This window comes from Corallococcus macrosporus DSM 14697 (assembly GCF_002305895.1).
Lineage (GTDB): Bacteria > Myxococcota > Myxococcia > Myxococcales > Myxococcaceae > Myxococcus > Myxococcus macrosporus.
Genome location: NZ_CP022203.1, coordinates 4,143,881 through 4,162,135 on the forward strand (window position 1 = coordinate 4,143,881; position 18,255 = coordinate 4,162,135).

The 18,255-nt window shown below is 71.1% G+C and carries 15 protein-coding genes; 10 read left to right on the top strand and 5 right to left on the bottom strand.

Annotated features, from left to right (window positions below; translation table 11 throughout):
* Positions 1–19: 19 nt before the first annotated feature.
* Together ubiE and aroF are read right to left on the bottom strand one after the other, a co-directional pair.
* Positions 20–709, bottom strand: a complete 690-nt coding sequence (gene ubiE / locus MYMAC_RS17480) for a bifunctional demethylmenaquinone methyltransferase/2-methoxy-6-polyprenyl-1,4-benzoquinol methylase UbiE (RefSeq protein ID WP_043711188.1) — start codon at positions 707–709, stop codon at positions 20–22.
* Entirely contained in the window at positions 706–1,605 is a 900-nt protein-coding gene (aroF, locus tag MYMAC_RS17485; protein ID WP_239989585.1) for a 3-deoxy-7-phosphoheptulonate synthase, read from the bottom strand. Before aroF ends, ubiE begins: the two co-directional genes overlap by 4 nt.
* Before the next feature lie 116 nt (positions 1,606–1,721).
* Here aroF and MYMAC_RS17490 point away from each other — a divergent pair, with 116 nt between their 5' ends.
* The 6 genes from MYMAC_RS17490 to menE are packed head-to-tail and all read left to right on the top strand — an operon-like array spanning position 1,722 to position 9,217.
* Entirely contained in the window at positions 1,722–3,035 is a 1,314-nt protein-coding gene (locus tag MYMAC_RS17490) for an isochorismate synthase (RefSeq protein WP_095958893.1), read from the top strand.
* Positions 3,019–4,788 (top strand): 2-succinyl-5-enolpyruvyl-6-hydroxy-3-cyclohexene-1-carboxylic-acid synthase, encoded by a 1,770-nt coding sequence (menD, locus tag MYMAC_RS17495; RefSeq protein WP_095958894.1) that lies wholly within the window; start codon positions 3,019–3,021, stop codon positions 4,786–4,788. The genes MYMAC_RS17490 and menD overlap by 17 nt, the downstream gene beginning before the upstream one ends.
* Positions 4,779–5,636 (top strand): 2-succinyl-6-hydroxy-2,4-cyclohexadiene-1-carboxylate synthase, encoded by an 858-nt coding sequence (gene menH, locus MYMAC_RS17500; protein ID WP_095958895.1) that lies wholly within the window; start codon positions 4,779–4,781, stop codon positions 5,634–5,636. The genes menD and menH overlap by 10 nt, the downstream gene beginning before the upstream one ends.
* Positions 5,633–6,556: a 1,4-dihydroxy-2-naphthoate polyprenyltransferase gene (locus MYMAC_RS17505; protein ID WP_095958896.1), complete on the top strand. Its 924-nt coding sequence runs from the start codon at positions 5,633–5,635 to the stop codon at positions 6,554–6,556. The genes menH and MYMAC_RS17505 overlap by 4 nt, the downstream gene beginning before the upstream one ends.
* Before the next feature lie 9 nt (positions 6,557–6,565).
* A complete protein-coding gene (locus MYMAC_RS17510; protein WP_095958897.1) occupies positions 6,566–7,726 on the top strand; it encodes a mandelate racemase/muconate lactonizing enzyme family protein in 1,161 nt (386 codons plus the stop codon).
* A 42-nt stretch (positions 7,727–7,768) separates the two neighbouring features.
* Positions 7,769–9,217, top strand: a complete 1,449-nt coding sequence (gene menE, locus MYMAC_RS17515) for an o-succinylbenzoate--CoA ligase (RefSeq protein ID WP_095958898.1) — start codon at positions 7,769–7,771, stop codon at positions 9,215–9,217.
* Positions 9,218–9,241: 24 nt separating this feature from the next.
* Here the strand turns inward: menE and MYMAC_RS17520 are convergent, their stop codons facing one another.
* Positions 9,242–9,454, bottom strand: a complete 213-nt coding sequence (locus MYMAC_RS17520) for a hypothetical protein (RefSeq protein ID WP_013940129.1) — start codon at positions 9,452–9,454, stop codon at positions 9,242–9,244.
* Between the two features lie 494 nt (positions 9,455–9,948).
* Between MYMAC_RS17520 and MYMAC_RS17525 the strand changes: the two genes are divergently transcribed.
* Positions 9,949–11,574 carry a bifunctional 3-(3-hydroxy-phenyl)propionate/3-hydroxycinnamic acid hydroxylase gene (locus tag MYMAC_RS17525; protein WP_095958899.1) on the top strand — a complete coding sequence of 542 codons (1,626 nt, stop codon included), beginning with the start codon at positions 9,949–9,951 and terminating at the stop codon, positions 11,572–11,574.
* A 61-nt stretch (positions 11,575–11,635) separates the two neighbouring features.
* Here MYMAC_RS17525 and MYMAC_RS17530 read toward each other — a convergent pair whose 3' ends face one another.
* On the bottom strand, positions 11,636–12,382 hold the full coding sequence (locus MYMAC_RS17530) for a hypothetical protein (protein ID WP_238539710.1): 747 nt from the start codon (positions 12,380–12,382) through the stop codon (positions 11,636–11,638).
* A gap of 5 nt (positions 12,383–12,387) precedes the next feature.
* Positions 12,388–14,538, bottom strand: a complete 2,151-nt coding sequence (locus MYMAC_RS17535; protein ID WP_013940133.1) for a hypothetical protein — start codon at positions 14,536–14,538, stop codon at positions 12,388–12,390.
* Between the two features lie 417 nt (positions 14,539–14,955).
* Here MYMAC_RS17535 and MYMAC_RS17540 point away from each other — a divergent pair, with 417 nt between their 5' ends.
* The 3 genes from MYMAC_RS17540 to mdh all read left to right on the top strand — a co-directional run bounded on the left by MYMAC_RS17540 (position 14,956) and on the right by mdh (position 18,056).
* Positions 14,956–15,507, top strand: coding sequence for an ATP-binding protein (locus tag MYMAC_RS17540; RefSeq protein WP_095958900.1), 552 nt, complete (start codon positions 14,956–14,958; stop codon positions 15,505–15,507).
* A gap of 273 nt (positions 15,508–15,780) precedes the next feature.
* Positions 15,781–17,079: an NADP-dependent isocitrate dehydrogenase gene (gene icd / locus MYMAC_RS17545; RefSeq protein WP_095958901.1), complete on the top strand. Its 1,299-nt coding sequence runs from the start codon at positions 15,781–15,783 to the stop codon at positions 17,077–17,079.
* Between the two features lie 32 nt (positions 17,080–17,111).
* Positions 17,112–18,056: a malate dehydrogenase gene (mdh, locus tag MYMAC_RS17550; RefSeq protein ID WP_095958902.1), complete on the top strand. Its 945-nt coding sequence runs from the start codon at positions 17,112–17,114 to the stop codon at positions 18,054–18,056.
* Positions 18,057–18,255: the final 199 nt, after the last annotated feature.

Sequence of the window (18,255 nt, forward strand, 5' to 3'; positions counted from 1 at the left end):
AACGAGGTGCCGCCGCTCCTCAGCGGACGGTGCCGACATAGACGTAGGCGGTGCCGAACGTGAGGGCATGCGCGGACTTTGCCGCGTAGGCCCCGGACTGGTCCATCAGCTCCAGGAACTTGTCGCCGGCCGGGAAGGCGGCGGACGTCGCCGGCAGGTACTGGTACGCGGCGCGGTTGCCCGTCAGCAGACCACCGACGGCGGGCATCACCGTCTTGCTGTAGAATCGGAACAGCGCGCCGAACGCGCCGTTGGGCTGGCCGAACTCCAGCACGACCACGTGGCCGCCGGGGCGGACCACCCGCGCCATCTCCTTCAGGCACTTCACGGGGTCATCCACGTTGCGGATGCCGAAGGAGATGGAGGCCACGTCGAAGCTGTCCGTCGCGAAGGGCAGGTCCATCGCGTCGGCCACCTGGAAGTCCACCTGGAGGCCCGCCTTCTCCGCCTTGGCGGGGGCGCTCTCCAGCATCTCCGGGCAGAAGTCCGTTCCCACCACGCGGCCGGAGGCGCCCACCTTGCGCTTGAAGGCCAGGGCCAGGTCGCCCGTCCCGGAGGCGCAGTCGAGGACGCGGTCTCCGTCCTTCGCGGTGCTGAGCCGGACGGCCTTGCGGCGCCACAGCCGGTGGATGCCGAAGGAGAGGACCTCGTTCGTCACGTCGTACTTCGTGGCGATGGAAGAGAACATCTCACGGACTTCGGTGCTCATCGCGCCCTCACGACCTGGGCCGGGTTTTCCGGCCGCCAAAGGTGTCGGTCCACCGCGTCTAGCACGGCTGGCAGCCGGCGCATCAACGTCTCGAAGCGTTCGGGCGTCAGGGCCTGGTGCCCATCGCACATGGCCTGCTCGGGCTTCGGGTGGACTTCAATCAACAATCCGTCCGCCCCCGCCGCCGCCGCGGCCAGCGACATGGGGAGGATGAGCGCCGGGTCTCCCGTCGCGTGGGACGGGTCGACGATGACGGGCAGGTGGGAGCGCTGCTTCGCCCAGGCCACCGCCGCCAGGTCCAGCGTGTTGCGCAGCTCCGTTTCGAAGGTGCGGATGCCGCGCTCGCACAACATCACCTGCTCGTTGCCGCCGTCGAGGATGTACTCCGCCGCCAGCAGCCACTCCTGCAGCGTGGCGGACAGGCCTCGTTTGAGCAGCACGGGCTTGCGCACCTTCCCCAGCGCCCGCAGCAGCGAGTAGTTCTGCATGTTGCGCGCACCCACCTGGAGGATGTCCGTGGACGCCTCCATGAGGGGAATCTGCGCGGACTCCATCACCTCGCTGATGATGGGCAGGCCGTGGCGCCGCCCGGCCTCCGCCAGGACGTGCAGGCCCGGCTCGCCCATGCCCTGGAACGCGTAGGGGCTGGTGCGAGGCTTGAATACGCCACCGCGCAGGACATGGGCGCCCGCCGCCGCCACCACCGAGGCCGCGTGCTGCACCTGTTCAGCGCCCTCCACCGCGCAGGGCCCGGCCATGACGACGAAGCCGGGACCGCCGACCTCCACCGGCCCCACCCGCACCCGGGTGCCTTCGGGCCGCTCCGCGCGAAGCACCCGCAGCGCGCCCGGGGCCCGCCCGGACCCGGCTGTTTCGTCTGGCCGCTTGCCTCCCACGGACCCTCCCATTCATGGAGTTCAAGAGGTTTTGAACTCCTTGGTGCATGTATAGCCGAGATGGCTTAGAAGACAACCGAAGGTGATTGCGCCGCGATCGCCGATGAGGAACGCTGATGAAGACGCTCAATCCCGTTGAGAGCCAGCGCTGGGTGGCCGGAATGACGCCCCTGGCGGTGGTGGATCCGCTCGCGGGTGCGGACGTCCTGGGCGTTCCGACGGTGTATTGGGAGCGCCCGCTGGCCCGGGAAGCGGCGGCGGGGTGGGGCGAGGCGGCGGTGGTGGTGGCGCAGGAGGCCTCCGACATCGCCGGTGTGCTGGCGTCGCTGGGCCACACGCAGGTGCGCTGGCTGGGTGATGCGCCACCGGAGGCGATGCCGGGCCCCTGGTTCGGAGGCATCCGCTTCGGTGTCCCGGGCACGGTGGACAGGGCGTGGGCGTCCCACGGGGTGACGCGCTGGACGTTGCCCGAGGTGCTGGTGTTCCGCACGGCGCGCGGCGTGTGCGCGGTGGCGTTCGCGCAGGAGGGCCGCGGGGGCGAGGACCTGGTGCGCTCGCGGCTGGAGCGCGTCCGTGCCTGCTTCCCGGCGCCGTACCGGCATGCGCGCGGCGAGCCCGTGGCGCTGGCGTTGAGCGCGTCGCGGCCGGACTTCGAGGCGCGGGTGCGGCGCGCGCTGGACGCGATTGCGTCCGGGCACCTCCAGAAGGTGGTGCTGGCGCGCCCGCTGGACGCGGAGGGGCCCGCGCCCTTCGACGTGGTGGACGTGCTGGCGCGCCTGCGCGAGCAGAACCCCCGCTGCGCCACCTTCCTGTTCCGGGCGCCGGATGACACGTGCTTCCTGGGCGCCACGCCGGAGACGCTGTGCCGGGTGGACGGGCAGGTGCTGGAGACGGAGGCCCTGGCGGGATCGGCCGCGCCCGGCCAGGCGGACGGGCTGCGGGGACACGACAAGGACGTGCGCGAGCACGCGTCGGTGGTGCGCTACCTCGTCGCCGCGTTGAAGCCGCTGGCGGAGCAGGTGTCGTCGGACGCGGAGCCCGCGCTGCTGACCTTGAAGAACGTGGTGCATCTGCGGACGGGGTTTCGCGCCGAGCTGCGGCCGGGGGTGACGCCCGCGCAGGTGGTGGCGGCGCTGCATCCCACGCCGGCCGTGGGCGGCACGCCGCGCGAACGCGCGCTGTCGTTCCTGGTGGAGCACGAGGGCCTGGACCGCGGGTGGTACGCGGGGCCCGTGGGCTGGGTGGGGCCCGGGCGGGCGCACCTGATGGTGGCGCTGCGCTCGGCGCGGGTGAAGGGCGCGAAGGCCCGGCTGTTCGTCGGCGTGGGGCTGGTGGCTGGCTCCAACGCGGACTCGGAGTGGCGGGAGACGGAGATGAAGAGCCTGGCGATGCTGCGGGCCCTGGGAGGCGGGGATGTCGTCCGACGCTAACCTCAACGTGCTGTGGGCACGCGCGTTGCTGGAAGAGCTCGTGCGCGGTGGCGTGCGTCACGCGGTGGTGTGCCCGGGCTCCCGGTCGTCGCCGCTGGCGCTGGCCTGTGCCGCGACGGAGGGCCTGCGCACCTGGTCCGTCATCGATGAGCGCAGCGCGGGCTTCTTCGCCCTGGGGCTCGCGAAGCAGTCGCGCGCTCCGGCCGTGGTGGTGGCGACCAGCGGCACCGCGGGCGCGCACTTCTACCCGGCGGTCATCGAGGCCGCGCTGGCGCACGTGCCGCTGGTGGTCCTGACGGCGGACCGGCCCCTGGAGCTCCAGGGGTGGGGCGCGCCGCAGACGGTGCCACAGGCGCGCTTCTTTGGAGAGCACGCGCGCTTCTTCGCGGACCTGGGCCTGCCGGAGGCGCACGACGCGGCGTTGATCCACCTGCGCGCCACCGTCGCTCGCGCCGTCGTGAGCGCGTGGCGGGCCCCGCGCGGCGCCGTGCAGCTCAACGTGCCCTTCCGTGAGCCGCTGGCGCCCATCGCCGAGCCCTTCGCCGAGGCCGCCCTGAGCGCCCTCGCGAAGTCGGGGCGCGCCGGTGCGCCGCTGACGCGCATCGTCCCGCCGGAGCCGGTGCCGGACGCGGCCATCCTGGACGAGGTGCGCCGCCGGATTGCGGCGACCACCCGCGGCGTCATCGTCTGTGGCCCACGCGACGAGGCGGACGGCTTCGCGGCGGCCATCAGCGCGCTGTCCCAGGCCACGGGCTACCCGGTGCTGGCGGAGGCCACCTCGCAGGCCCGCTACGGCGGCGGCCCGCTCACGCTGTCCCATTACGACGCGCTGCTGCGGCACGCGCCCTTCGCGAAGGCGCACCGTCCGGAGCTCGTGCTGCGCTTTGGCGGCGGCCTCACGCCCAAGGTGCCGCAGCAGTGGCTGGACGGCTCGGGCGCGGACATCGTCCTCTTCAGTGACGGTGGCGCGTTGTTCGACCCGGCGCACCGCGCGGCCACCGTGGTGGAGGGCTCGGCGGTGGCGGCCTGTGAGGCGCTGTCGCGTGGGCTCGCGCGCGGCGCGGGGCCCTGGGCGCGGAGCTTCCTTGCCGCGGAGCAGCGGGTGCGCACGGCGTTGGAGGCCGCGTTCGCGGAGCAGCCGGACATGCTGTCCGAGCCGCGCATCGCCCGCGAGGTGGTGGCGGCCCTGCCCGCGGGCGCGCCGCTCTTCGTGTCCAGCAGCATGCCCATCCGGGACCTGGACGCTTTCGCTCCCGCCGGCGCGGTGCCGCTGCGGGTGCTGGCCAACCGCGGGGCCAACGGCATCGACGGCATCCTCTCCAGCGCGCTCGGCATGGCGGCGGCGGCGGGGCGTCCCGCGGTGCTGCTCACCGGGGACCTGGCGCTGCTGCATGACGTGGGCGCCTTCGTGACGGCGTCGCGCGCGCGGGTGCCGCTCACGGTGGTGGCGGTGAACAACGACGGCGGCGGCATCTTCTCGTTCCTGCCCATCGCGCAGGCCGCGCCTCGGGACGCGTTCGAGACGCTCTTCGGGACGCCGCACGGCGTGGACCTGTCCCACGCGGCGGCGCTGGGCGGCGCGCGGTTCCACCGGCCGGAGACGCCGTCGGCGCTCCGGGCCGCGGTGCGGGACGGCCTGGAAGGCGGGCTCCACCTGGTGGAGGCGCGGGTGGACCGGAACGCGAATGTGGATGAGCACCGGCGGCTGTTCGCTCGAATGGCGGCCTCACTGGGAGATGGACCATGGGCGTGAAGCTGGCTTACGAGACGTGGGGTGAGGGTTCCCGTCCGCTCGTGCTGCTGCACGGCTTCACCGGGAGCCGCGGGGCCTTTGACGGGCTGCGTCCGCTCTTGGGCCGTCACGTGCGCGCGGTGGCGGTGGACCTGCCTGGGCATGGCGCCACGCCGTTGCCGGACCAGCGAGGCCGTGACGGCTTCCTGGAGACGGTCGGCGCGCTGGTGTCGCTGGTGGACTCCCTGGGGCAGGGGCCGGTGGACCTGCTGGGGTATTCGCAGGGCGCCCGCGTGGCGCTGGCCGCGGCCGTGCGCGCGCCGGACCGCTTCGGCCGGCTCATCATGGAGAGCGGTTCGCCCGGCCTGCACCGGCGCCAGGAGCGCGCGGCCCGTCGTGAGGCGGACGGCCAGTTGGCGGCCTTCATCCGGACGCGGGGCGTGGATGCGTTCGTCGACCGCTGGGAGCAGTTGCCGCTGTTCGCTGGCCTGCGCCAGTTGCCCCAGGAGCGCAAGGACGCGCTGCGCGCCATGCGCGGCGCGTGCACGGCGGAGGGGCTCGCGGGCGCGCTGGAGTGCCTGGGCCTCGGCGTCCAGCCGGACTTCTGGCCGGAGTTGCACGCACAGCGGCTGCCCACGCTGCTGCTGACGGGCGCGGCGGACGCGAAGTTCACCCAGCTTGCCCGCCGCATGGCCACGGAGCTTCCGGTGGTCTGGCGCCACGCCTTCGAGGGCTGCGGCCACGCGCCCCACCTGGAGTCGCCCGAGGCCTACGCCCGTGAAGTCCTCGGCTTCCTCCAGACGCCCTGGTACGAGGCGCCGCAGTTCGACAGCCCCCTGGCGGCCGGCGAGGGAAGGGTGACGTCGTGAGCACCTCGGTTCCGGCGCCGGGGCCGCTGTCGGTGAAGCCGCGGCCCGGGGTGAAGCACTGGGTGATGGCGGCGCGGCCGAAGACGCTGACGGCGGCGCTGGTGCCCGTCGCGGTGGGCACGGGGCTCGCGTTCGGTTCGGGCGTGGGGCGGGTGCTGCCCGCGCTGGCGGCGCTGCTGGGCGCGGTGCTCATCCAGATTGGCACCAACTTCATCAACGACTACTACGACTTCAAGAAGGGCGCGGACACGCACGAGCGGCTGGGCCCGCGGCGCGTGACGCAGAGTGGCCTCATCGCGCCGGGCACGGTGCTGGCGGGCGCGGGCGTGTGCTTCGCGCTGGCGACGGCGGTGGGCTTGTATCTGGTGGTGGTGGGCGGCTGGCCCATCGTCGCCATCGGCCTGGCGTCGCTGCTGTGCGGCTACGCGTACACCGGTGGCCCCTTCCCCCTGGGCTACAACGGCCTGGGGGACGTGTTCGTCTTCATCTTCTTCGGCCTGGTGGCGGTGACGGGCACGTACTACGTGCAGGCGGGGACGGTGGACCCGGCGGCGTGGTGGGCGGCGGTGCCCGTGGGCGCCAGCGGCACCATGCTCATCGTCGTCAACAACCTGCGCGACGTGACGACGGACGTGAAGGCCGGCAAGCGCACCCTGGCGGTCCGCTTCGGCACGGGCATGGGGAAGGCGGAGTACCTCCTGCTGCTGGGGGTGTCGTTCGCCACGCCCTTCGCGATGTATGCGCTGAAGCTGGCCAGCCCGTGGGTCTTCCTGTCCCTGCTGAGCCTCCCGCTGGCGGTGCCGCCGCTCCAGCGGGTGCTGAAGCAGGACGGCGCGGCGCTGAACCCGGCGCTGGGGTCCACGGCCCGATTCCAGCTCGTGTTCGGGTTGCTGTTCGCTTTGGGCCTCTACCTGCGATGATGTGAGTCCATGCGGATAGCCCAGGTTTCGCTCATTCCCCTCCGGTTGGAGCTGCGCCAGCCACTGAAGACGTCCCAGGGGGCGCACGCGGCGCGAGAAGGCTTCCTCGTCCGAGTGGTCGACGAGGAGGGGCGTGAAGGCCTGGGCGAGGCGATGCCCCTGCCGGCCTTCGGCACCGAGTCGCTCGACGACTGTGGGACGACGCTGAACGCCTGGCTGACGGCGTTGAAGGGCCAGTTCCTCGGGGACTCGGTCCGGGCCATCGAGGACACCCTGTCTCCGTTTCCGCCCGCCGTGGCGCGCGGTGACGGCGTGCGCATCCGGGCGCGGCAGGTGACGCCCGCGGGGCCCATGCCCGCCGCGGAGCACGCGCTGGAGCTGGCGCTGCTCGACCTGCTCGCGCAGCGCCAGGGGGTGCCGCTGTGCTGGCTGCTCGCGGAGGAGGCGCGGACGGAGGTGGCGGTGAACGCGCTGCTGGGCGCCGACACGCCGGAGGCCCTGGCGGAGGAGGCGCGGCGGGCCGTCGCCGAGGGCTTCGGCACGTTGAAGCTGAAGGTCGCGGGCCGCCCGCTGGACGCCGACGAAGCGCGGGTGAAGGCCGTGCGCGACGCGGTGGGGCCGGACGTGAAGCTCCGCCTGGACGCGAATGGCGGTTGGTCCGAGCCCGACGCGAAGCGCGCGCTGGACCGCCTGGGGTGGCACGGCCTGGAGCTGGTGGAGCAGCCCACGCCGCCGGACGACCTGGCGGCCCTCTGGCGCGTCCAGCGCCGCGCGCCCTGCATGGTGGCCGCGGACGAGTCGCTGGCTTCGCCCGATGCGCTGCGGGCCCTGCTCACCGTGGACCCGCTGCTGGGGGGTGGGCCGGCGGTGGGCGCGGTGGTGCTCAAGCCCATGGTGCTGGGCGGGCTGCTGCCGTGTCTCGTGGTCGCCATGCGCGCGGCGCGGCTGGGCATGCAGGCCTATGTCACCAGCTCCATGGATGGCGTCGTCGCCCGGGCCGGCGCGGCGCACCTCGCGGCGGCGCTGCCTTCCGGGGCGTTGGCCTCCGGGCTCGCGGTGGGGCGCTTGTTGGTGAACGAGCCCGAAGCCCACCCGTACATCCCCCAGGGAGGCGTCATCCGCCTGGCGAGCACTCCGGGACTCGGCTTGAGCTCGCGCTCGCTGGCGTGAGCCGGCGCGCTTGCGAACCCGAAGCCGCCCCGAGGAGACGGAATGCCGGTCCTGACCTGCCCCATTCGCGAAGGCGCTCGTTCCCATCCGGAGGCGGAGGCCCTGACGTTCGCGGGCCGCTCCTGGTCCTACGGTGCCCTGGACGCGGAGGTCTCCCGGTGGGTGGCCGCGCTCCAGGCCCAGGGCGTCGGCGCGGGTGAGCGCGTGGCCTCGCTGGCGACGAACCATGTCGCGTCCGTGTGCCTCTTCTGGGCGCTGGGCCGCCTGGGCGCGGTGCTGGCGCCGCTCAACGCCCGGCTCACCGCGGCGGAGCTGGCGCCCATGGTGGAGGACCTCCAGCCCCGGCTCACGCTGGCGCTGGGCGCGCTGGTGGAGCGGCTCCCCGGGGCGCGCCCGCTCGAAGCCTTCGCGGACGCCGTGACGTCGCCCGCCTCCACGTGCCTGCCCCTGGACGCGTCCTCGCCCCGGGTGGTGCTCTTCACCAGTGGCACCACGGGGCGGCCCAAGGGCGCGGTGCTCACGGAGGGGAACTTCCGGGCCTCGTCGCGCGCGTCCGCGGCCAACCTGGGCGCACCTCCGTCCCCGCGATGGCTGGGCACGCTGCCCCTCTTCCACGTGGGCGGCCTCGCCATGCTCACCCGGACGGCCTACGCGGGAGGCTGCCTGGTCCTGCACGAACGCTTCGATGCCGAAGCGGCCAACCGGGCCATCGACGCGGAGGCCGTCTCCCATGCGAGCCTCGTGGCCACCACGCTGGAGCGCGTGCTGGACGCCCGGGGCGACAGGCCCATGCCCTCGTCCTTTGCCCTGGCGCTGATTGGCGGAGGGCCGGTCCCCGTGCCGCTCCTCGCGCGAGCGAGGGCCGCCGGCCTGCGCGCGCTGCAGACCTACGGCCTGACGGAGGCCTGCTCCCAGGTCACGACGGAGCGCCCGGACGACGCGGATGGCCGCACCGCCGGCGTGCCGCTGCCCGGCGTCGAGGTGCGAATCGTAGGCGCTGGGGGCGAGGTCCTCGGTCCGGGGCGCGAAGGCGACGTCGAGGTCCGCGGGCCCACGGTCATGGCCGGCTACTGGCAGCGCCCGGAGGCGAGCCGCGAGGCCATGCGGGACGGCTGGCTGCGGACCCGGGACGTGGGGGTGCTGGATGCGCGCGGGCGGCTCACCGTGCTGTCCCGCCGCACGGACCTCATCGTCCGGGGAGGGGAGAACCTCTACCCGGCGGAAATCGAAGCGGTGTTCGTCAATCACCCCGCGGTGCGGGAAGCCGCGGTGGTGGGCTTCCCGGATGGCCGCTGGGGCGAGGTGCCCGTGGCCTTCCTCGCGCCTCGGCCGGGACGCGAGCGGCCCGGGGATGCGGCGCTGGAGGCGTGGTGCCGCCAGTCGCTGGCGGGCTTCAAGACGCCCGCGCGCTTCGTCTGGGTGGAGGCGCTGCCCCGAAACGCCATGGGGAAGGTGGAGCGCACCGTCCTGCGACGGCACCCGCTCCACTGACCCTCGAGCGCGGGGGGCCCCGGCTCAGCTTTCGGAGGTGGGGTGGCCCCAGGGGTTGGTCCGCGGGAACTGCCGCAGGACGGTGCTCAGGCGGCACGTGGCGGACACGGTGGCACCCGCGCCAGGGCGGCGGGAGGCTTGCGCGCCCCGGTGCTCGAACGCGCCGAGCCGGGCCGCCTGCGTCGCCAATTGCCGTTCGACCTCCGGGGACCAGCGGGAGAACTCAAGCCATTCCATGTGCGTGCTCCTTCGCGCCGCAGTGTTCGGGGGACATCCGACCTCTCCGAGTCGCGAAAATCACGACGCCATGCGTTGAAGCCGGCCGCCTGTGGCGATTTCCAGACAAGGACTGCCGTCACAACCCGGGGAGGTGGCCACCATCTTTCAGAGGCCTCCGCGAGGTGTCGTGTCCTCGCGTGGCTGCCTGCCCCACGGGGAGGTGCCGGCAAATCCTGCGCGGACCCGCGCCAGGTGCCCAATCTTGCGCCGTCCCCCCTCCGCGCCCCGCCGTCATTGCTGATACGGCTGCAACCTTTCACTCCCAAGGTCAAAACTCAGACATGCAAGGATTTCCGCGCCCGACGTTGAAGAGTTGAAGAGACAACGCACGGGGGCGGGTAGGGAATGACGCGGCTTCCGAGGGAAAACGGGACATTCCAGGGTGTAGCTGATTTTGATATCGAAACGATTCAATGGCAGCTCAGCACGAGTCCTCACAACGGGAGTGAACGATGGCGCCGGAGTCCGTTGATGTCATCATCGTGGGTTGTGGTCCGGTGGGCGCCATGGCGGCGAACCTCCTGGGGCAGCAGGGGATTCGGACCCTGGTGGTGGAGCGGGAAGTCACACCCCACGGCCAGTCCCGCGCCATCAGCGTGGACGACGAAGGCCAGCGCATCTTCCAGTCCGCGGGGCTGGTGGGGGATTCGGGCGCGGGCTTCTACCCGTGCAAGCGGCTCCAGTACCTGGATGACGCGTTGCGCTCGCTGGCGGAGGTGGACTTCACCCGGCTGGACCGCCCGTTCGGCTACGTGCCGGCGGCCTTCTTCCAGCAGCCGCGCATGGAGTCGGCGCTGCGCGAGGGCCTGAAGCGCTTCCCCCACGTGGACCTGTGGCTGGGCCACGAGGTGGAGTCCTTCGTCCAGGACGAGGACGGCGTCACGGCCCGCGTGAAGGAGGTCGCTGGGGAGCGGGCGGTCAACGTGCGCGCGCGCTTCCTGCTCGCGTGTGACGGCTCGCACAGCTCCATCCGGCGGCGGCTGGGCCTGAAGCTGGATGGGACGACGGCGCTGGAGCACTCGCTGGCCATCACCGTGAAGACGGCCTCTGCGGAGCCGGACTTCACCAGCTACCTGTGCGGCCCGGTGCGCCGGGGCTTCATCGCGCGCACCGCGCCGGACGAGATTCGCTTCGACATCATCCTGGAGCCGGCCGCGGACCTGAAGGCGGCGCGCTCGGACGAAAACGTGCGGCGGCTGATTGGCTACTACCTGGACCCGGCCTCGGTGGAGCTCGAGTCCGTGAAGATCTTCTCGTACCACAGCCGCATGTCGGAGCAGTGGCGGGTGGGGCGGGTGTTCCTCCTGGGGGACGCGGCGCACCTGATGCCGCCCTTCCTGGGCCAGGGGCTGTGCGCGGGCCTGCGGGACGCGGCGAACCTGACGTGGAAGCTGGCGCTGGTGCTCGAGGGCGCGGCGGACCCGTCCCTGCTCGACTCCTACGAGGAGGAGCGGCGCGGCCACGTGTCGGAGGTGATTCGCGGCTCGGACGCCATGGGCCGGGTGATGATGTCGGGCGGACGGGTGATGGCCCGCGCGCGCAACGCGCTCATCCAGGTGCTCTACCGGCTGCCGGTGGCCGGTGACTTCATCCGCGACTACAAGGTGAAGCCGGAGATGCCCCTGCGCCGGGGCTTCATGCAGGGCGCCCGGCGGGAGAAGGGCGACGTGCCAGAAGGCTCCTACTTCCCGCAGCCGCGCGTGGAGCGGCCCGACGGGCAGGCGGCGCTGCTGGATGACTGCCTGGGGGAGGGCTTCGTGGTGCTGACGCGCCCCGGCGCCTCCCAGGAGGCCCAGCGCGAGGCGCGGGCCCTGTCGGACGAGCTGGGGGCGCGGTGGTGGCGCGTGGCCGCCGCGGACCGCGCGGAGACGGGCGGGCCGGACGCGCTGGTGGACCTGGACGGACGGCTGGGGGCCTGGTTCGCGCGGTACGCGGCCGACCTCGTGGTGCTCCGGCCGGACCGCTACGTGTTCGGCATCGCGGGAGGCGGCACGCGGGGCCACCTCCTGGGCTCGCTCAAGGGCCGCGTCCGGCCTCCCTCGCGCCAGAAGGGCGGGGAGGTGCGGCGGGCGGGCTGAAGCGCGCGCCACGACAGGCGCCCGGGCCGGGGCGCCTCGTGACGGCGCGCGGCGGGGAGGCTCAGGCCGCCGCGGCGGACTGGACCAGCTTCCCGGCGCGCTCCACGCAGTCGCCCATGAAGCGCAGGTAGATGTCGAGCGCGCTGGCGCCCGTCTTGGCGATGATGGGCGCCTTGTCCGGCACCTGGGCGAGGAGCTTGTTGAGCATCACCTCGTTGAGCGCGGTGTGCCCGACGTCAATCTCCGTGTGCTCCTTGAGGAAGGACATGCCCTGGAGGATCTCCTCGCCACAGACCTTCTTGGCCTGCTCCAGGATCACCGGCCCGAGAATCGTCGACAGGCCCTCGATTTCGTACTCGATGGCCACCTGGGCGGCGGGCATCTCACCGGTGATGGTGTTCTCGTGGATCTCCCGGTACTCCTTCATGGCCTGCGTGGGCGGCTGCGCGATGAGCTCCTCGGCGTTCAGCTTGGGGCTGCGGCGCTCGTTCCAGCGGGCCACCAGGTGCTTGGTGTCCTCGACCATCATCAGGTGGTGGCCGGCCTCGTGCTTGGCGTGGGCGATGAGCTTCTGGCCCACGTCGTCCAGGCCCACCTTGACGGTGGCCTCACCGGCGCGGCGAATCCAGCCGTCCACCGGCTCCGTCATGTAGACGCCCAGCGAGTTCCAGGTGATGAGGAAGGCCTCGAACAGCGCCGGGTCCGCCTTGTCGTCCAGCAGCGCCTTCAGCCGCGGGTCCGTCTTGATGCGCTCACGGGTGGCGGTCAGGTTCGGTGTGTACAGCTCCTCCACGAGTTGCTTGCTCATGTTCATTACCCCTGGCGAGAGTTGGGAGCGCTTCGGCGCCCGATGGAGACTTCACTGATGTGTTCGAGATAGTCAGGGATCAGCTTCGCGGAGATGATCCACATGTACGGGTCCGGACCTGCGTGAATCCCGGCTTCCTGTACGTACTGCCCACCGTCGTCCTCACAGATGTAGTGGAACGAGCGGCGGTGGCGGGCGGCGTACCAGCGGCGTGCCGCATCCACCAGGGCGACGTAGGTGGACGGCCCCGCGTCGCTCAGGGGGAACAGCCGTGCCATGTCGAGCAGGCTGTAGAGGTTGGTGCCTTGCTGGCCCAGCTCCAGGACGGCGGCGGCCAGGGCCACGCCGTTGCGGCGCGCGACGAGGACCTCGCGCTCGCGCTCCAGGCCAAAGGTGTTCCACTGTCCCTGCACGGCGCGCATGTCGATGCGGTCGCGCGTGAAGTCGAGCGCCTCCACGTAGCAGGAGGGGCGCGAGCTGGCGAGGTGGTCCGTCAGCAGCGTCAGCTCGGCGGACGTGGCGGGGCTGATGGTGATGCCCTCGTGCAGCCGGCCCGTCATCTCGTCCGTGTAGACGTCCATCATGTGGACCTTGCGCGTGAAGCACAGCTCCGGGTTCGCCGCCATGTGGCGCTCGCCGTAGCGGACGTGCGCGCGCGAGATCCACGGGTTGAGGCCCTCCACGTAGGCCACGGCCCAGCGGAAGTCGGGGTCGCTCTGCGGGTGCTCGAAGCAGCGCACGTACAGGTCGTGCATGATGCGGCCCGGCTCCAGCCCCTTGATGGCGGGCTTGCCCGGGCGCTTGGCCACCTGATGCCCCATCCAGGTGTGCCGGTACGTCTTCATGATGGACAGCGTCGCCTCGGGGCCGCGCTCGGAGGGCCAGACGGCCTGGCAGAAGAGCTGCGGGACCTCCGCGGCGCGCCTGGCCATGTGGCTGAAGGCTTGCTTCAGCGCGTCGAATTCCTGAGAGGACTTGTTCGCCAGGCTGAAAAAGCCAGACAGCGTGAAGACATCCCAGAGCCCCTCTTCCTGCAGGTCGCTGGTGCAGGTGTTGGGATTGGTCGTCTGGGAGACGAAGCGCACCCAGCGCGCCTCGTCGGAGGAGTAGGGCGACACGCTCAGGCCGCACAGCACGGTGCCGTCGGCGCGCGCGCTGGTGACGTAGCGGATTTCACCGCGCAGGCGGATGGCCTGCCCGTCCGCCGTGTGCAGCTCGAGCAGGGGCGGCAGCAGGCCCGGGAAGAGCAGGTCCTCCGGGCGGCAGCGGATGCACAGGCCGGAGAAGGACAGGTCCACCACCGCGCGCTCCACCTCGCCCAGCTCGCGCCACAGCGGGTGGTGGAAGGAGACGCGCACGCCGTCCGGCGCGGGCGTGCGGCGGTGCCAGCGGTGACGGATGCGGAAGAGCACGTCGGGCAGCGGCGTGGTGAAGCGCTGCCCCTCCACCGTCCCCGAGTCCAGGCGCATGCGGTACGCGCTGTTGTGGCCGATGACGTCGATGTCGTAGGGCGCCTCGCCCCAGTCGGACACCGGGTCCTCCGCGTGCCACTCCAGCTTCTCCGTCTCCGCGTCGTAGCGCTCCAGCACCAGGCGCACCGTGCGGCCCATGCGGCGCAGCACGCCCTTGTTGCCCGCGGTGCTGATGGCCACGAGGATGGCGCGGATGCGCTCCACCTCGTCGATGGTGTCCTGCACCGGAAGGGCAGACGCGGCGGGCTCCGCCACGCCACGCTTCAGCGCATCCGCCAGCAGTGCGAGGATTTGACGGCCCTGCTCCAGCGACACGCTCACCAACTGCAGCCCCACCGGGGACAGCGCCGTCTCGGCGTCCGTGCGGATGAAGGCGCCCCGGATGGGGCCCAGCGTCACGCCGCAGCCGGACAGGTAGACGGGCAGGTTGCGGGACTCGGAGGTGTCCACCTCTCCCTGGGGCATCACCCACACCACGGTGGGGCTCAGCCGCGTCACCACGCCAATGGCGTTGTCCGGAGTGCCCACGGAGCAGGTGATGGCGTCCGCGCCCGCCCCGTGCAGGGAGTAGCCCGAATCGTCCAGCGCCGCCTCGGCGGGCGGAAGCGGAATCACGTTGAACAGCGCGTCACGACTGCGGAACTCGACCGACCGACGGTCGGAGAGCGGGTTTCCCCCTTCCATGATCAGGCGCCCCCTTCTCCGGTGCTGAGGAACCCCTGATGCAGTCGTCGAAATTGCAAGCACGGTTGTTCCTCCCTGCTCCAGCGGTGCTGCGTTAGGCGGCGAATCGCTATAGGTCCGCATCATACGGATTTCCGAGGAACAGTCAAATCGGATTTGTGCAGTCAGGCTGTTTTCTGGCTGGCGGAATTCACGTCCGTGGGTCGGAGGTGACAGCAGCCCACTTCCAAGTCTTACGAAGCGATTCGCCGCGACGGCTCGGACGGCACACTCATACGGCCAAGATGCTGCGCGGCTGTAATGTCATAAGTCTGGCAGCCTGTGCGTACTTTCTCGTAGTGAAATGGCGTTCGTCAGACCGGCCCGTTAGAGTTTCCTCAGTACAGCGAGCGGGAGGTGAGAGGGATGAGTGCTGTCGTGAACGCTGTGGAAGGGGCGCGGGCCTCGGAGCAACTCCTGGTCGCCGCGCCGCGCCGCGCCACGAGCCTGGCGCTGGTGGATTTGCCTGACGTACTCCGCGTGGATGTGGCGGAGGTCGTCGGCGGTGCGTTGGAACTCCTCTCCGTCACCCGCCGCCTGCGAGGAGTGCAGGTTTCCCTGGACCTTCCTGAAGAGCCGGTCCCCGCTAATGTCAGCCACCGCCGGCTGCAGCAGGTGTTGCTGCTTCTGCTGGCGCACGCCGCGGACGCGGCGAACGGGCAGGGCGTGCGCGTGGTGGTGGACGCCGCGGATGATTTCGGAGACGAACCGCCCCGGTTCCAGGTCCAGATCGCGGGGGCCTCGTTGTCCGCGCGGGAGCTCCAGGCGGTGCTCCTGTCGCCCATGCTGGTGGGGCCGCTGCACCGCAAGCTGGCCCGGGCCCGTGAGCTGACGGAGTCCATGGGCGGCACGCTGGCGGTGTCCAGCGCCGCGAAGGTCGGCATCACGGTGACGGTGGAGCTGCCCGCGCCGGGAATGTCGAGCTGGTAGCGCGGATGGGCCAGCGGGCCCGTCCTTGATTCAGGGATGAGGAAGCGGAGGGCGGGCCACCGGGGCCTGGCCCTCCTTTTTCGTTGATCCAACGGGAATGTCGCGGCGCTGGGGCATGCGCCCGCGGAGGCGGGCCGTTATTCCGCGCCCGGCCGCTGGCTCCGATAAGTCGTTCCGCGTCAGCCCGTGGCCAAACTCCTTGACGTCGCGGGGCGGGTTCTCGACTATCCCGCGCCGATTCTTACACGGTCACACCTTCTCAGGAGCACATCCATGGCGCCCCCGTCATCCGGAGAGAAGATCTCCCTGCAGAGCGGCAAGCTGTCGGTTCCGGACCACCCGATCATCCCCTACATCGAGGGTGATGGCACCGGCCGTGACATCTGGCGCGCGTCCCAGGCGGTGTTCGACGCCGCGGTGGAGAAGGCCTACAACGGCAAGAAGAAGATCGCCTGGTACGAGGTGCTCGCCGGCGAGAAGTCCTTCAAGGCGGTCAACAACTGGCTGCCCGACGAGACGGTCGAGGCCTTCCGCACCTACCTGGTCGGCATCAAGGGCCCCCTGACGACGCCGGTGGGCGGCGGCATCCGGTCGCTGAACGTGGCCCTGCGGCAGATGCTGGACCTGTACGTCTGCCTGCGGCCCGTGCGCTACTTCAAGGGCGTGCCCAGCCCCGTGAAGACGCCGGAGAAGGTCGACATGACCATCTTCCGCGAGAACACGGAGGACATCTACGCCGGCATCGAGTTCGAGGCGGGCTCCCCCGCCGCGGAGAAGTTCCTGGGCCTGCTGAAGCAGGAGTTCCCGAAGGAGTTCGGGAAGATCCGCTTCCCCGCCAACGTGGGCCTGGGCGTCAAGCCGGTGTCGCAGGAGGGCAGCGGCCGGTTGATCCGCGCCGCCATCCAGTACGCCGTGGACCACAAGCGCAAGAGCGTCACGCTGGTCCACAAGGGCAACATCATGAAGTTCACCGAGGGCGCCTTCCGCAAGTGGGGCTACGAGCTGGCGGCCCGGGAGTTCGGTGACAAGGTCTACACCTGGGACCAGTGGGAGGCCACCAAGGCCGCCAAGGGCGAGGACGCCGCCAACGCGGAGCAGAAGGCCGCGCTGGCCGCCGGGAAGATCCTGATCAAGGACTCCATCGCGGACATCACCCTGCAGCAGGTCCTCACCCGTCCGGACGAGTTCGACGTCATCGCCACGCTGAACCTCAACGGCGACTACCTGTCGGACGCGCTGGCGGCGCAGGTGGGCGGCATCGGCATCGCGCCGGGCGGCAACATCAACTACGTCACGGGCCACGCGGTGTTCGAGGCCACGCACGGCACGGCGCCCAAGTACGCGGACCAGGACAAGGTGAACCCGGGCTCGGTCATCCTCTCCGGTGAGATGATGTTCCGGCACCTGGGCTGGCACGAGGCGGCCGACCTGATGATCAAGGGCATGGACCGCGCCATCGCCAGCAAGACGGTGACCTACGACTTCGCCCGCCTGATGAAGCAGGAGGGGCAGAGCGGGGTGTCCGAGGTCAAGTGCTCCGAGTTCGGGCAGGCCATCATCAAGAACATGTAGTCCCCGGATGGGGACCAAGGAGAGACGGATCCATGGCTCAGACTGGCAAGAAGAAGATCAGCCTCATCGGCGGCGGGCAGATCGGCGGCAACCTGGCGCTGCTCGCGGTGCAGAAGTCGCTCGGTGACGTGGTGCTGTTCGACATCCCCGCGGCCGAAGGCCTGGTCAAGGGCAAGGCGCTGGACATCAACCAGCTCTCCGCCGTTGACGGCTACGACTGCCGCGTGACGGGCTCCACGGACTGGAAGGACGTGGCCGGCTCGGACGTGATCATCATCACCGCCGGCATGCCGCGCAAGCCGGGCATGTCCCGTGAGGACCTGCTCGACATCAACCTGAAGATCATGACGGACGTGGCGAGCAACATCAAGCAGCACGCCCCGAACGCCTTCGTGATCAACGTGGCCAACCCGCTGGACGCGATGGTGTTCGCGCTCCACAAGATCGCCGGCCTGCCCAAGCACATGGTGGTCGGCATGGCGGGCGTGCTGGACACCAGCCGCTTCAAGTGCTTCGTCGCCGAGGCGCTGGGCTCCTCCATCCGCGACGTGGAGGCCCTGGTGCTGGGCGGCCACGGCGACGACATGGTCCCCCTCGTGCGCCACAGCACGGTGGGCGGCGTGCCCCTGACGGAGCTGATCGCCAAGGACAAGCTGGACGCCATCATCCAGCGCACCCGGACCGGCGGCGCGGAGCTGGTCGGCCTGTACAAGACGGGCAGCGCCTACTTCGGCCCCGCGGCCTCCGCCATCGCCATGGCGGAGAGCTTCCTGCAGGACCGCAAGCGCGTCCTGCCGGCCGCCGCCCTGCTGGAGGGCCAGTACGGCATCAAGGACTACTTCTTCGGCGTCCCCGTGCAGATCGGCGCGGGCGGCGTGGAGAAGATCATCACCGTCGAGCTGAACGACGGCGAGAAGGCCGAGCTGGAGAAGTCCTTCCAGTCGGTCAAGAAGACGGTCGATTCCGTCAAGCTGTAATCGCCGGGCGGTCACGTGCGGCCCGCCGGGGAGACCTGGCGGGCCCTGTGCCTGATGCTGTGGATGACGCGGGCTAATTGCCCCGGACGCCATCGTTGCAGCGCGTTTTCACCAAGTTAACTAGCCTGTAGAACTCGCACGGGACGTCCGGACCCTGGCGCGCCACCTGGCGGGTCGGCTCTGAAGAGCAGTGTCCGGC

Coding starts and splice junctions, on each gene's coding strand:
- menH (WP_095958895.1), top strand. CDS start 4,779: ATGGGCGTGAAGCTGGCTTACGAGACGTGGGGTGAGGGTTCCCGTCCG.
- icd (WP_095958901.1), top strand. CDS start 15,781: ATGGCGCCCCCGTCATCCGGAGAGAAGATCTCCCTGCAGAGCGGCAAG.
- menE (WP_095958898.1), top strand. CDS start 7,769: ATGCCGGTCCTGACCTGCCCCATTCGCGAAGGCGCTCGTTCCCATCCG.
- MYMAC_RS17510 (WP_095958897.1), top strand. CDS start 6,566: ATGCGGATAGCCCAGGTTTCGCTCATTCCCCTCCGGTTGGAGCTGCGC.
- menD (WP_095958894.1), top strand. CDS start 3,019: ATGTCGTCCGACGCTAACCTCAACGTGCTGTGGGCACGCGCGTTGCTG.
- MYMAC_RS17525 (WP_095958899.1), top strand. CDS start 9,949: ATGGCGCCGGAGTCCGTTGATGTCATCATCGTGGGTTGTGGTCCGGTG.
- MYMAC_RS17490 (WP_095958893.1), top strand. CDS start 1,722: ATGAAGACGCTCAATCCCGTTGAGAGCCAGCGCTGGGTGGCCGGAATG.
- MYMAC_RS17535 (WP_013940133.1), bottom strand. CDS start 14,538: ATGGAAGGGGGAAACCCGCTCTCCGACCGTCGGTCGGTCGAGTTCCGC.
- MYMAC_RS17530 (WP_238539710.1), bottom strand. CDS start 12,382: ATGAGCAAGCAACTCGTGGAGGAGCTGTACACACCGAACCTGACCGCC.
- mdh (WP_095958902.1), top strand. CDS start 17,112: ATGGCTCAGACTGGCAAGAAGAAGATCAGCCTCATCGGCGGCGGGCAG.
- ubiE (WP_043711188.1), bottom strand. CDS start 709: ATGAGCACCGAAGTCCGTGAGATGTTCTCTTCCATCGCCACGAAGTAC.
- MYMAC_RS17520 (WP_013940129.1), bottom strand. CDS start 9,454: ATGGAATGGCTTGAGTTCTCCCGCTGGTCCCCGGAGGTCGAACGGCAA.